Origin of the sequence: Tenacibaculum sp. Bg11-29 (assembly GCF_002836595.1) — a bacterium.
GTDB lineage: Bacteria > Bacteroidota > Bacteroidia > Flavobacteriales > Flavobacteriaceae > Polaribacter.
Genome location: NZ_PJBB01000003.1, coordinates 4,291,291 through 4,305,481, shown reverse-complemented (window position 1 = coordinate 4,305,481; position 14,191 = coordinate 4,291,291). Strand labels below are relative to the sequence as shown.

Annotated in this window: 9 protein-coding genes; 5 read left to right on the top strand and 4 right to left on the bottom strand. The window is 28.8% G+C overall.

Features of this window, described 5'->3' with window-relative positions; genetic code table 11:
* Positions 1-190 precede the first annotated feature (190 nt).
* The 3 genes from CXF68_RS19355 to tsaD form a co-directional block, all read right to left on the bottom strand.
* A complete protein-coding gene (locus CXF68_RS19355; RefSeq protein ID WP_101046883.1) occupies positions 191-772 on the bottom strand; it encodes a hypothetical protein in 582 nt (193 codons plus the stop codon).
* A 68-nt stretch (positions 773-840) separates the two neighbouring features.
* Positions 841-2,691 (bottom strand): LTA synthase family protein, encoded by a 1,851-nt coding sequence (locus tag CXF68_RS19350; RefSeq protein ID WP_198553861.1) that lies wholly within the window; start codon positions 2,689-2,691, stop codon positions 841-843.
* 20 nt (positions 2,692-2,711) lie between these two features.
* The gene (tsaD, locus tag CXF68_RS19345) at positions 2,712-3,740 is read right to left on the bottom strand and encodes a tRNA (adenosine(37)-N6)-threonylcarbamoyltransferase complex transferase subunit TsaD (RefSeq protein WP_101046880.1); all 1,029 of its coding nucleotides are present in this window, start codon (positions 3,738-3,740) and stop codon (positions 2,712-2,714) included.
* A 193-nt stretch (positions 3,741-3,933) separates the two neighbouring features.
* Here tsaD and CXF68_RS19340 point away from each other — a divergent pair, with 193 nt between their 5' ends.
* The 5 genes from CXF68_RS19340 (at position 3,934) to CXF68_RS19320 (ending at position 12,962) form a co-directional block, all read left to right on the top strand.
* Positions 3,934-8,319 carry a translocation/assembly module TamB domain-containing protein gene (locus tag CXF68_RS19340; RefSeq protein WP_232771687.1) on the top strand — a complete coding sequence of 1,462 codons (4,386 nt, stop codon included), beginning with the start codon at positions 3,934-3,936 and terminating at the stop codon, positions 8,317-8,319.
* The gene (locus CXF68_RS19335) at positions 8,320-9,240 is read left to right on the top strand and encodes a DUF368 domain-containing protein (protein ID WP_101046878.1); all 921 of its coding nucleotides are present in this window, start codon (positions 8,320-8,322) and stop codon (positions 9,238-9,240) included.
* A gap of 33 nt (positions 9,241-9,273) precedes the next feature.
* Positions 9,274-10,281, top strand: coding sequence for a DUF368 domain-containing protein (locus CXF68_RS19330; RefSeq protein ID WP_101046876.1), 1,008 nt, complete (start codon positions 9,274-9,276; stop codon positions 10,279-10,281).
* A complete protein-coding gene (locus CXF68_RS19325) occupies positions 10,262-11,023 on the top strand; it encodes a shikimate dehydrogenase (protein WP_101046874.1) in 762 nt (253 codons plus the stop codon). Before CXF68_RS19330 ends, CXF68_RS19325 begins: the two co-directional genes overlap by 20 nt.
* A gap of 94 nt (positions 11,024-11,117) precedes the next feature.
* Positions 11,118-12,962, top strand: coding sequence for a DUF349 domain-containing protein (locus CXF68_RS19320; protein WP_101046872.1), 1,845 nt, complete (start codon positions 11,118-11,120; stop codon positions 12,960-12,962).
* A 130-nt stretch (positions 12,963-13,092) separates the two neighbouring features.
* On the opposite strand, the gene CXF68_RS19315 is transcribed toward CXF68_RS19320, so the two are convergent.
* Positions 13,093-14,190: an alanine racemase gene (locus CXF68_RS19315; protein WP_101046870.1), complete on the bottom strand. Its 1,098-nt coding sequence runs from the start codon at positions 14,188-14,190 to the stop codon at positions 13,093-13,095.
* Position 14,191: the final 1 nt, after the last annotated feature.

Here is a 14,191-nt window from a genome sequence, read left to right as displayed (position 1 = left end):
TTTTTATAAACTTACATGGTAATAAATAACAATGTTATTTTGTAGAAAAAATAATTTATTGATACTTAAGTGTAAAAAAGGGGAATAGTTTTGCTTTTGTATCTATTTTTAGGGTTTTAGTTACACTTAATAAATCTCTATTTCTATTGGTTGTATAATTTATAAGTCAGCATAAATGTTATTGTATTTTTTAGTGATCATGCTTGTGGTTTTCACCATTCATATGTTTAACCTTGTCTCTTAATTGTTCTAATGTTTCTACTCCAAATTGAACTCTTTCTTTGTCTGTGATTTTGGTTGTGTCAATTTTAGCAAGAACCCAAGGTTTATTATACGCTTCTTTATAAAATTGGGTTCCATAAATTTGAGGATCTCCTATACTCAATAAATATCTGTCTGTTATTTCAGCTAAAGGCAATTTATTAATTGTGCTATCTAATTTAATAGCCTCTTTCATTAAAGTTATTGTTTTTAGGTAACTAATTGAATCATTTCCGCTTTTGAAAATCATTGAAGCATTCATATAGTCATTTGCAGTTTTTATTTCATTCGAGTTTAAAATAACATCAACTCTTTTTCTCCTAAGACTGTCTTTTTTAATGATTTCTAACCAAGTTATAGTATGATTTTTTTTATCGTTCTGATCATTTTTATAAATTTCAATTAATTCAGGGTTATCAATTTTAATATTTTGATTTTCTGATTCCTGTTTGTTTTTTGTTTTACAGCTGAAAACTATAATGATTAAAATTAGAATATAGGTATATTTCATGTGGTTTGACTCAATTGCGTTTAATATTTTTTTTCTACTAGTTATGTTATTAATAGAATTATACCAGATTATCTATCTAAAAAATCTTGATAAGCCTCTTGACTTATTGCTTTTCCTAGTGTATCTAATTCTTGATAGTTACCTTCTTTTATCACTGGTTTATTGCTTACATAATCATATACAAATGTTCCGTTTTTAGAAATGGTACCAAAACCTTTATTAAAAACAAAATGTACATATTGATTGTTAGAAGTATTAAAAATATGTTTACCATTTTCGAACTGCTTTGAGTTACCATCTAACATATTGGTTAAAGTATAAGCAAAATCACTTTGTGCACTAAAATTATTTACTGTAATACCTGTTTTAGCTAATGCACCACCTAACCAAACCATTGGGATCTGAAATTTTTTAGGAGAATTAAAATATCCTTTGTGTTTTGGTAGCGGATGTCCGTGATCAGACATAATTACGATTAAGGTATTATTCCACCAAGGTTGTTTTTTAGCATCTTCAACAAACTTACCAATAGCTTTGTCAGTATACGCTTGGGCACTCTTATATAAGTTTTCTTGAGAGTCTTTTCCAAATTTATACTCATCAGGAAACTCGTAAGGTTCATGACTTGTAAGTGTTAATCCGATTTCGAAAAAAGGCTGTTTTAAAGTTGGTTCAGATAAATCTTTCATAAAGCGATCTAAAAAAATATGATCGTGAGCTCCCCATTTAGAATTCCAATTCTCTTTATCAAACTCAGTTCCGTCAACAATTCTATCAATATCACCATTTCGTAAATAAGTAATCATATTCCCAAAATTACTATCACCACCATAATAAAAACCAGTGTAATAGCCCAATTTTTTCATTTCTCGGGTAAGCATAGGTAGTGATTTAGATTTATTAGGCATTTTCATGATACTCTTAGTTGGTTGCGGATAATAACCACTTAAAATAGCAGGTACTCCTTTATCGGTTCTATCGCCATTACCATAAAAATTAGTAAATAAAATTCCCTCTTTAGCTAGTTTATTTAGATTTTCAGTAACATTTGGTTCGCCTCCCAAAACACCAACAGACTTAGCGGAAAGACTTTCCCAAACAATTAAAATAACGTTAGGTTTTTTTGTTTTTAAAATTGAATCTGAACCGATTAAAAGTTGATTTCTAGTTTTATTGATAATACTTTTCGCTGTATCAGTTTTGTAATGTTCATACGGGTTTTTGTCGTCTATTTTGTGAGCTAAAGTGTTGGCGAAATTCCAAATAAAGTTTACAGCAGCATGGTTAGCAAACATTTTTGTAGAAAAATATACATTACTTTGGTTAATGGGAATATTCCCAAAACCACCTCTAATCGGAATAATTAAAGCACCAATTATTATAAGAAAAATAGGAGCTTCTAAAAATGTACCTTTAGTTAAATGAACATTAATTTTATTTAAAATTTTATTAAAAAAATATATAACAAAAAGGGAAATAACAATCAAAATTAAGACACCTCCAATAAGTTGCGTTGTAGAAACTGATGCTAGCATTATTTTAGGATTATTAATGTAGCTTACTAATGTAGAATCGATACGAACTCCCCATGATTTATATAGAATGATATCAATTAACATAAATAGATTAACACCAAAAATAACGAGGAAAGTATACCCTTTTATTAAGTTAATAATAATTTTTTTTGGAATCCATATTGAGAAAAGAATAATTAGAAATGGAATTGCGGCTAAGTAAGCAGCAAAAGAAAAATCTAACTGAATTCCATATAAAAAAGTTTTAAGTGTTGTAACAAAACCTAGCTCGGAGGTCTTATCAAAATAATAAGATAAAAATAAAAAACGTGCAAATATAAAATAAGCAACCCACAAAAAGTAGTACGTAATATTAAATAGTAGTCTGTTTTTAAAACTGTTCATTAGGGTGGTTTTATAAAGCGTTATTCAGTAACTTTTAATCGTGCTTTGGCAGTAACTGAAATGTTAGAATAATCATTAATTAAATGTTTTAAATAACCAGCAATAGCAATCATTGCAGCGTTATCGGTAGTGTATTCAAATTTAGGAACATAGGTTGTCCATCCCCAATGCTTTTCAGCTAAAGCTAAACGTTTTCTAATCTCAGAATTTGCAGAAACTCCACCAGCAATAGCTATGTGTTTTATGTTGGTTTGCTTAACGGTATTTTTCAATTTTTCCATTAATATTTCAGCAATAGTATGCTGAATAGAAGCACAAATATCATGTAGATTTTCTTTAATGAAATCAGGGTTTTCTTTTACATTACGTTGTGTAAAACGTAAAATGCCTGTTTTTAAGCCACTAAAACTAAATTGTAAATCACCTACTTTTGGTTTTGTAAATTGAAATGCTTTAGGATTTCCTAATTGCGCATATTTATCAATTAAAGGGCCACCAGGATAAGGTAAACCTAATATTTTTGCAGATTTATCAAAAGCTTCACCAACGGCATCATCAATGGTTTCACCTAAGATTTCCATTTCAAAATGATTGGTAACCTTAACAATTTGAGTGTGTCCTCCACTAATGGTTAAACATACAAACGGAAAAGGAGGTTTTTTAGAGTCTTCTTCTTCAATAAAATGAGCTAAAATATGCGCTTGCATATGATTTATATCTATTAGTGGAATGTTTAAACCTAAAGCTAAAGATTTAGCAAAAGAAGTACCTACCAATAACGACCCCATTAAACCAGGGCCACGTGTAAAAGCAATAGCATTTAAATCGTGTTTAGTAATATTTGCTTGCTCAATAGCTTGTTGTACTACGGGAACAATGTTTTGTTGATGTGCTCGTGAGGCTAATTCTGGTACAACACCACCGTATTTAGCATGTATCTCTTGGTTTGCAACAACATTACTTAATACTTTACCATTATAAATTACCGAAGCACTTGTATCATCACAAGAGCTTTCTATTCCTAATATGTAGCTTTCTTTTTTACTCAAAATATATGGTCTTAAGTTGCAAAAATATTGATATTGCGTTAGAATTTCGTTAAAATTGATATTTCTTTAAAATAAGGCAACATTTTTGCAGTTAGCTGATTACATTTGTTAGTAAGTAAAGATAAAGGAGATCATCAGAAAAATAGTTAAAATAATATGGAAATGGTTAAAGTACTTGCTGCTTTTTTTACTCTTGCTTATTGTTTTATTATCACTACCTGTTGTTCAAAGTAAATTAGCGGCGCAGGCAACTAATTGGGTAAATAAAGAATATAACACTAATATCGTTGTAAAAAAAGTTGATTTATCTTGGTTGTTAAGTGTTCAGTTAAAAGAAATTGAAATTAGAGACCATCATAATGATACGCTTATTTTTATTCAAAACTTAAGTACTTCACTATTAAATGCAAAGCGAGTATTAGATAATAATGTTAATTTAGGGGAAGCTTCTTTAACCGGAACTTATTTTAATATGAAAACCTATAAGGGAGAGAAGAATGATAATTTGTCTATTTTTATTGAGAGTTTTGATAGCGATAAACCAAAAGATAGTTTGTCAGGACCTTTTCTTTTAAATAGTGATAAGATTACACTTACTAATTTAACGTATAAGTTATTTAATGAAAATAAAAAAGAACCATTACAGTTTGCTGCATATAGTGCAAGTGGAACTTTACTCAATTTTTCAATAAAAGGGCCCGATGTTACTCTTAAATTAAGAGAAATGTCTTTTACAGAGAATAGAGGTATTCATGTAACTAATTTATCTACAAACTTTGTGTATACCAAAAAGTATATGCAGTTTTATGAAACTGTATTAGAAACAGATAATGATTCTAAAGTTGAAGGTGATATAAAGTTAACCTATAAACGAAAAGACCTAGTTCACTTTAATGATAAAGTAAATATTAAGGCTTCATTTTTAAAAAGCGCACTCTCAATAAAAGATTTAACAAAGCTTTACAAGGAATTAAGCGGAAACGATATTTTATACTTTACAGGAAATATTAATGGTGTTTTAAATAATTTTAGTGCTGATAATATTAAAATTCATTCTAAAAAAGGAATGAAAATTATTGGAAATATGGGATTTGTTAATGCGATTAAAACAAGTAGAGGTTTTGTTTTTGATGCAGATTTAGATAATGTTACGGCAAATTATTTTCAATTAAAAAATGTATTTCCAAATTTATTGGGTAAAACATTACCGTCAGAATTTCAGCGATTGGGTAATTTTACGCTTCAAGGAATTGTAAGAGTAACGCCTGAGCAGATGGATGCTACTGTTTCAGTAAATTCAGAAATTGGTACTACAATCTCTGATCTTCAGTTAACAAATATAGATACTATTGATGAAGCAATTTATACAGGAGAAGTTGAGTTTAAAAACTTTGATTTAGGAATATTTGCAAACGATCCGCTTTTAGGAAAAATTTCATTAAAAGCGGATGTGAATGGAAGTGGATTTAATGTAGATAATGTAAATACAGTTATTATAGGGAAAGTTAGTAGCCTAGGTTTTAATAAGTATGATTATAAGGATTTAAACGTTAATGGTCAGTTTCAAAACAAAAAATTTGATGGCTTATTAATTTCGGAAGATGATAATTTTAAATTGAAATTTGAAGGTTTAGCTGACTTCTCATCAGCAGTAAATAAATTTGATTTTATAGCGAACATTGCTAAGGTTGATTTAAAAAAGACAAACCTTTTTACGCGTGATAGTATTGCTGAGTTAAGAGGGAATATTAATTTAAACATTTCAGGAAATACGTTTGATGATATTGTCGGTAAAGCAACATTTAAAAACTTAGTATATACAAATCAAAAACAAGATTATTTATTTAAAAAATTTGAGATAAAATCATCAGTAAAAGACAGTATAAAAAAAATAGAATTTAATTCAGAAGATATTGTTAAAGGGCACTTAAAAGGTAAATTTACTTTTAATGAATTAATACCAATTACACAAAATGCATTAGGAAGCGTTTATACAAATTATCGACCACATGAAGTAGCACCAAATCAGTTCTTAGAATTTGATTTTTCTATCTACAACAAGATTATAGATGTTTTTTTACCAGAAATTTCTATTGGTAATAGTACAAGATTAAAAGGACGAATTAATTCAGATAAAAAAGCATTAAAACTAACTTTTACATCACCAGAAGTAGAAGCATATAAAAATGTTATAGAAAATGTAGTGTTAAGGATGGATACTAAGAATCCGTTATATAATACGCATTTAACAGCAAGTAAAATTAATACGAAGTATTATAATATAGAAAAGTTAAATCTATTAAACAGAACCCAAAATGACACACTGTATTTTAAATCAGTTTTTAAAGGAGGTAAAGACTATTCAGAAAGTTTTAATTTAGATTTTTATTATACGATTAACGAATTACAAAAATCGGTTGTAGGTATTCAAAAATCAACACTTAATTATAAAGGGTTTGATTGGGTTATAAATAAAAAACAAGATAAGAATCATAAAGTAGTACTTGATTTAAAGAAAAATAATTTTGCAATAAGTCCATTTGTATTTGAATCAGGAAAGCAAAAAATTAAATTCAAAGGAATTGTTAGAGACAGTACTTATAAAGATTTGCAAGCCAATTTTAATAAAGTAAAATTAGAAAGTTTTTTACCTCTTATAGATAATTTAAATTTGAAAGGAGATTTAAGTGGGGTTGTAGATTTTAAACAAGAAGGTGCTAAATTAGCACCAAAAGGAAATTTATTAATTGAAGAGTTTCAAATAAATGATTTTTCTCAAGGAGATTTAGCATTAAATATTACAGGAGATAACTCTTATAAAAAATATGATGTTAACCTTTCTTTAATTAGTGAAAAAGCGAAAAATATTTCTGCGACAGGTGGGGTAGATTTTTCAGGAAAGAGACCAACGGTTGATTTGAATGTGTTTTTGAAGGAATATGAAATCGCAGCATTTAGCCCATTGGGAGAAAATGTTTTAAATAAACTTAGAGGTAAAGTTACAGGGGATTTTACCGCAAAAGGATTTTTAAATAATCCTGATTTTCAAGGAGTATTAAACTTTGAAGAAGCAGGTTTAACTTTTCCTTATTTAAATATTGATTTTGATTTAAAAGGTAATACAAGTATTGTTTTAGATAAACAGCAGTTTAAGTTAGGTAATATTCTTTTAGAAGATACAAAACATAATACTCAAGGAGTTTTATCAGGCTACATAGCACATCAAAACTTTAAAGAATGGTATCTTAAATTAGATATTGATACCAAAAATTTATTGGTTTTAGATACTAAAGAGTCTGAGGGGTCATCGTATTATGGAACTGGTTTTTTAGATGGAAATGCAGAAATTAGGGGGCTTACCAATAATTTAGATATTGTCATTGAAGGTAAAACAAATAAAGGAACTGTGTTTGTAATACCTTTAAATGATGTAAAAACAATAGATAATTACAAGTTAATACGTTTTAAGACAGGTAAGCCAGAAGATGAAGAGTTAAATAAATACGTAAAAGATATTAAAGGTTTAGATTTAAAAATAAATTTAGAAGTAACAAAAGATGCAGTAGCCCAAGTGGTAATTGATAAAGTTTCAGGAAGCGAATTAAAAGGAAGTGGAGAAGGGAATTTACGAATAGATATAAATACACTTGGAAAGTTTAAAATGTACGGTGATTTTGAAATTGACAAAGGATTATACAATTTTAAATATGCAGGGATATCTAAACCGTTTATTGTTCAAAAAGGAGGTTCAATTTCTTGGAACGGAGATCCATATAATGCAGAACTAGCTTTAACAGCAATATATAAAACAAAAGCAAACCCAGCACAATTACTAGATAACATTAATTCGAATCGAAAAATTCCAATTGATTTATATACAAAAATTACAGGGGGGTTATTTAATTCAAAACAAGAGTTTGATATAAAAATTCCGAATGCAAATTCAACGGTTGCATCAGAATTAGAGTTTATTTTAAATGGAAACGATTTGAATACCAAAATGCAACACTTTTCATTTTTACTAGCTTTTGGTACTTTTTATAATGAAGATGCTATTGGTAATAGTGCAGCATCAGGTTTAACAGGTACAGCGTCTGAAATAGCCTCGAGTATTTTAACAAACATGTTAAACAGTAAAGGAAATAAATTTCAACTTGGATTAGGATATACGCAAGGAGATAATGGAAATGTTAACGATTTACGGTCTGATGATCAAGTAGATTTTTCTGTGTCAACACAATTTGGTGATAGAGTCCTAGTAAATGGTAAACTAGGGGTTCCTGTAGGGGCAAACACACAAACAAGTGTTGTTGGTGAGTTAAAGGTAGAGGTGTTATTAAATGAAGAAGGTAACCTAAGAGCTAATGTCTTTAACCGACAAAATGAGGTGCAATATTCAACAGAAGAAGAAGGGTATACACAAGGTATTGGTCTTTCATATCAAGTTAATTTTAATAACTTATCTGAACTTGGTGAAAAAATAGGTCTGAAGAAAAAAAATAAAAAAATAAAAAAAGACACTTTAAAACTTAGAAAAAAGAAGTTAATAAAGTTTAAAACAAGAGAAAAAAAGAATTAGATGAACAGAACAAATAAAGATTATGTAGTAATCATGCTAAAAGGAATGGCAATGGGAGCTGCCGATGTAGTTCCTGGTGTTTCTGGAGGAACAATCGCTTTTATTTCAGGTATTTATGAAGAGTTGCTAAGTTCAATTAGTAACGTTAATTTAAGTTTGTTTAAAACTTTAAAAAAGGATGGAATAAAAGCTGCTTGGAAACAATTAAACGGTAACTTTTTAGCATCACTTTTTATCGGTATTTTTATAAGTATTGTTTCTTTAGCAAAAGTAATTTCATGGTTGTTAGAAAGCCATCCAATATTATTATGGTCTTTTTTCTTTGGCTTAGTCTTAGCAAGTGTTATTTATATAGCAAAACAAATTACAAGGTGGAACTATATAGTAGTGTTGTTACTGCTTTTTGGAGCTGTTTTAGCATATTATATCACCACTTTAAACCCTATTGTGTCAGAAAATTCATCAACACTCTTTATGTTTTTTGCAGGTGCAATAGCTATATGCGCAATGATTTTACCAGGTATTTCAGGTTCTTTTATTTTAGTGCTTTTAGGAGCTTACAAACCTGTGTTAACTGCAATAAATAATAGAGATTTTACGACGATAGCAGCAGTAGGTTTAGGAGCTATTTTAGGTTTGTTATCTTTTTCTCGAATTTTAAAATATTTGTTTACTAACTATAAAAATTATACACTAGCAGTTTTAACAGGCTTTATTATTGGTTCATTAAACAAAATATGGCCATGGAAAAAAGTACTAACATTTAGAACAAATTCTCATGGAGAACAGGTGCCTTTTAATGAGTTATCAGTATCACCTTTTGCATACGAAGGAGATCCAAAACTTATTTATGCTTCTTTATTAATAGTTGCTGGATTTGCATTAATTTTAGTGCTCGAAAAATTGGCTGTAAAAAAATAAGCAGCATCTTTTAAGACTTATATATTCTATAAAATGTATAACCAACGTACACTATTACAAAAAACAACTCTTTTTTTTAAGGGGTTAGTTATGGGGGCAGCGAATAAAGTACCAGGGGTTTCTGGAGGTATGGTTGCATTTGTAATGGGGTTTTACAAAGAACTTATTTTTTCTTTTCAAAGAATAAATAGAAAAGCTTTTAAGTTACTTTTTAAAGGGCGATTTAAAAGTTTTGCAGAGTATATTAATTTACCTTTTTTAATCCTAGTTATGCTAGGAAGTATGTTTAGTTATTTTAGTGTTTCTTTAATTTTAGATTATTTTTTAAAAAATTACGAGCTATATGTTTGGGCATGGTTTTTCGGAATGATTATCGGTTCAATTTATTATATATCAAAAGATTTTAATGACTGGAAGGCTAAAAATATGATAGCTTTAATAATTGGAGCTTCTTTAGGGATAGCTATTAGTTTTATGACTCCAGCAAAAGAAAATGATAATTTATGGTTTGTCTTTGTTTGTGGTATTATTGGGGTTTCAGGAATGACTTTACCTGGTTTTTCAGGTTCGTTTATTTTAATATTATTAGGTAATTATGTTTTATTATTAGTTGATAGCGTAAATGTGTTAAGTAGCGTTGTGACAAGTCTTTTATCTGGTGATTTTGAAGTATTAAAAGATCAAGTGAAAATTAGGTATTTAAAAATTATAACAATTTTTACTTTAGGGTCGGCCTTTGGATTAGTATCTATGTCGCATATTTTAGGTTATGTTTTAAAAAGATGGAACCAAATAGTTACAGCGCTTATAATTGGTTTTATTACAGGCTCTTTGGGTATTGTTTGGCCTTGGAAAAAAACAATTTATAAAGTAAATAACGAATCGTTTTTATTTGATCAAAAAGGAAATAAAATTGTTGAAAATTATGAACGATTTATTCCTGATTTTTCATCGCAAGAAACTTGGGCTTCTATTGGTTTTATTGTTTTTGGTACTGCTTTAATTTTAATAATAGATTTTTATGGGGAAAAAAGAAAATAAACATGTTTATGCTTTAGTAGGAAGAAATATTTCCTATTCATTTTCAAAGGGATATTTTACTGAAAAATTTAAAGAATTAGAACTTAAAAATAGCGAGTATATTAACTTCGATATTCAGTCAATAAAAGAACTTTCTTTAAAGATAGAAGATTACAAAAAAGATTTAAAAGGAATGAACGTAACTATTCCTTATAAATTAGATGTCTTTAATTATTTAGATAAAATAGATAAAACAGCACAAAAAGTAGGGGCTGTAAACACTATAAAAATATCTAAAAAAGGAAAGTTAAAAGGATTTAATACTGATGTTTATGGTTTTAAAAAATCATTAAAACCTTTATTACAAGAACATCATAAAAGAGCATTAATTTTAGGTACAGGTGGTGCTTCAAAAGCAGTAGCTTTTGTGTTAAAAAAATTAGAGATTAAATATAAATTTGTTTCGAGAAACCCTATAGATAAGAAACAAATTTCATACAAAGATTTAAATAATGAACTTATAGCATCGCATCATGTAATAATTAATTGTACACCTTTAGGTACGCATCCTAATATTAATGACTGTCCTGATATTCCTTATCAATTTATATCAAAAAAACATTTATTATTCGATTTAATATACAACCCAGCTGAGACCTCTTTTTTAAGAAAAGGAAAAGAAAATGGAGCAACAGTAAAAAATGGACTAGAAATGTTAGAAAAACAAGCAGAAAAAGCCTGGAAAATATGGAATGATAAATAGTAAAGGTAATTTAAAAATAAAATTTGGTATTCTATAAGAATCCGTATCTTTATAAACTATAACTAAACTAAATAGGAACTTAAACATTGTAGATATGTTAGAAAATAACGAGGAAAAATTGCAACAACCAATTATCGAAGAAACTGCCGTAGTGATTAAAGAAATTGAGAAAGCAGTGAGTGAAGTAGAGAATGAAGTAGCTAATGAAGCTGAAAAGGTAGATGAAAAGCATGAAATAAAAATGCTTGATTATGCCGCTATGGAGTTGGAAACATTGGTGGATGAATTAAGAAAGTTATTAGGAAGTCATCAAATACAACAATTAAAAGCGAATGTAGATTCTCTTAAAAATGCATTTAACACCAAATTCGGAGCATTATTGGCCGAAAAAAAAGAAGCCTTTTTAGCAGAAGGAGGAAACTCTATAGATTTTCAATTTTCTAGTCCTATAAAATCAGAATACAATAAGTTATTAGGTGAGTATAAAGAAAAAAGAGATGCTTATTATGGTCAGTTAGAAAAACAATTAAAAGAAAATTTAGATAAAAGAAATGGTTTAATTGATGAGTTAAAAGCATTAATTGTAAATGCTGACCCTAAAACCATGTATAACGATTTCCAAGAAATTCAAAAAAAGTGGAGAACGATAGGGGCGGTGCCAAAAACAAAGTATAATGATACATGGAAAATATACCATCACCATGTAGAACGTTTTTATGATTTATTACATTTAAATAAAGATTTTAGAGAACTAGACTTTAAACATAATTTAGAAGAGAAGCTAAAGTTAATTAGTCGTGCAGAAGCTTTAAATGAAGTAGCAGATGTAAATGTAGCATTTAAAGATCTACAAGATTTACATCGTTTGTGGAAAGAAGAGATAGGGCCTGTTGGAAAAGAACACAGAGAAGATGTATGGGATAAGTTTAGTGAGGCTACAAAGAAAATACATGATAAACGTCACCAGTATTTTAAAGAATTAAAATCGAAGTATCAAGAAATGATTGATGCGAAGTTAGCTGTAGTCGAAGAAATTAATGCATTTGACACATCAAATAATAAATCACACAACGACTGGCAAAACAGCATTGTAGAGTTAGAAAAGCTACGTGAAAAATATTTTGATATAGGTAAGTTGCCTTATAATAAAAGCGAAGTAGTTTGGCAGCAATTTAAAAGTGCAACTAAAAAGTTTAACAGCTCAAAAAATGTTTTTTATAAGGGAGAAAAAAGTGCTCAAAATGATAACCTGAAAAGTAAAATTGCATTAATTGAGCTTGCTGAAAGTATAAAAGATAGTGATGATTGGCAGGAAGCAACGAATACGATGAAACGTATTCAATCTGATTGGAAAAAAATAGGGCACGTACCAAGAAAGTTTTCTGATGATATTTGGAAGCGTTTTAAAAGTGCCTGTAATTACTATTTTGATAGATTACATGCTCAGAAAAATGAACAGAATAAAGAACAAGTAGCTATTGTTGAGGCAAAAAAAGAATTTGTAGAAGAAATGAAAGTTTCTGAAAACTTAACTTTAGAAGATATTAAAGAACGTATTGCTAAGTGGAGAGCATTAGGAGTATTGCCAAGAAACGGACGCCATTTAGAAGAAAAATTTAATAAAGCTGTTGATGTCCATTTAGGAAACTTAAACATGAGTAAAAGCGACATTGAAATGATGAAGTTTAAAAATGTTGTAGAATCGTACTTAGCACAAGAAGATCATAAAAAACTAGATAACGAGCAGTATTTTATTCGTAAAAAAATAGATGAGACTGTTAAAGATATGCAACAACTAGAAAATAATTTAGGTTTTTTCTCAAACGCTAAAGATGATAATCCTTTAGTTGTAAATGTTCGCAAAGGAATTCAAGAATTTAAAGATCAATTAGATGTTTGGAAAGCGAAGTTGACTTACATTAAAAAATTAAATTATTAGTTTGATAATTGATGTAAATTAAAAAAAACTCGAATCATCTGATTCGAGTTTTTTGTGTTTGATAGTTGAGGTTTTTGCTAACATTTTATGTCTTAGTATTCCGCAGGGTGTTAAGAATTTTGTTAGCCTTTTATTTATATTTTTTATCAATAAATTTTGAATTTAAAAGCCTAGCTACTGCCATGTAGCTTGGTTTAAAATATATTTTACTTCCAATACTATATTTCTTTTTCCCCTCTTTTGTTGCATTCGTGCCAAGATCAACAACAAGCATGTCAGAGGTTATTCCAACGAATTCTAATTCTTTATCAATAAAATCAATATCGTTTTGATCAACATCTAACAACCCAAAATCAAGAATAGCTTTAAGTGAAGTTTCATTGACATTTTCTTCATTGAAATCTGCAGATTGCCCAATATTTGCATGACTTATTATGCCGTCTGGCACAATTTTTTTATCTTCAAGTTCAATGATGTTAGCGCTAAATTCAAAAGTGTCTACTGACAGTTCTTTAAACTGTTTGTTATCTAATGGACTGACTCCAAAAAACACAGCTTCTCCAACTCGAAAATGATTAATATCTTTGGGAATCGTTTTATTCTCAATAAGTGGCAAAGTGATAGATGTACCACCAGAAACATATTTCAAATCCTTATTAAATTTAGCAGAGATTAGTTCTTGATAAAGTGATAGTTGTAGTAATTTATCATATGAAGGTTCAACGCCATACATGCAGCCTAAATTTGAACCAATACCGATAACTTCAATACTCGGAAGTTGAAAAATACTTTCATAAAAACTTATTAACTCAGTTCTTTTTACACCTTCGCGTAATTCACCAAGTTCAATCATTATTATAATTTGGTGAATTTTATCAGCCTTTTTAGCTGCTTGGTTTAAAGCCAAAATAGTAGAGAAAGAACTGTTCAGAGAAATATCTGCGTACTTTACAATATCATCTGCATACATTTTTGCAGGAGGTTTAATGTAAATTGTTCGCATTTTAGGATTAACCATTTTTAAGTTTTTCAAACTGGTTAGTCTTGAATCTCCAATAGAATCAATTCTATCGATTACTTCATCAGTAAGTACCTGCTTTAGAAATTCTTTGTCTCCTGAAAAAACTTTGGTAATTAGACTCCAAGAAATATTATGTACATCAAAATAAGCACTTAAATACTTGATGTTGCCTTGAATTTTTTTAGTGTGAATTATTAACTCAGCCATA

Excerpts from the sequence above, each read along its gene's own strand:
- CXF68_RS19355 (WP_101046883.1), bottom strand. The coding sequence starts at position 772 with ATGAAATATACCTATATTCTAATTTTAATCATTATAGTTTTCAGCTGT.
- CXF68_RS19350 (WP_198553861.1), bottom strand. The coding sequence starts at position 2,691 with ATGAACAGTTTTAAAAACAGACTACTATTTAATATTACGTACTACTTT.
- CXF68_RS19335 (WP_101046878.1), top strand. The coding sequence starts at position 8,320 with ATGAACAGAACAAATAAAGATTATGTAGTAATCATGCTAAAAGGAATG.
- CXF68_RS19330 (WP_101046876.1), top strand. The coding sequence starts at position 9,274 with ATGTATAACCAACGTACACTATTACAAAAAACAACTCTTTTTTTTAAG.
- CXF68_RS19325 (WP_101046874.1), top strand. The coding sequence starts at position 10,262 with ATGGGGAAAAAAGAAAATAAACATGTTTATGCTTTAGTAGGAAGAAAT.
- CXF68_RS19320 (WP_101046872.1), top strand. The coding sequence starts at position 11,118 with ATGTTAGAAAATAACGAGGAAAAATTGCAACAACCAATTATCGAAGAA.
- CXF68_RS19315 (WP_101046870.1), bottom strand. The coding sequence starts at position 14,190 with ATGGCTGAGTTAATAATTCACACTAAAAAAATTCAAGGCAACATCAAG.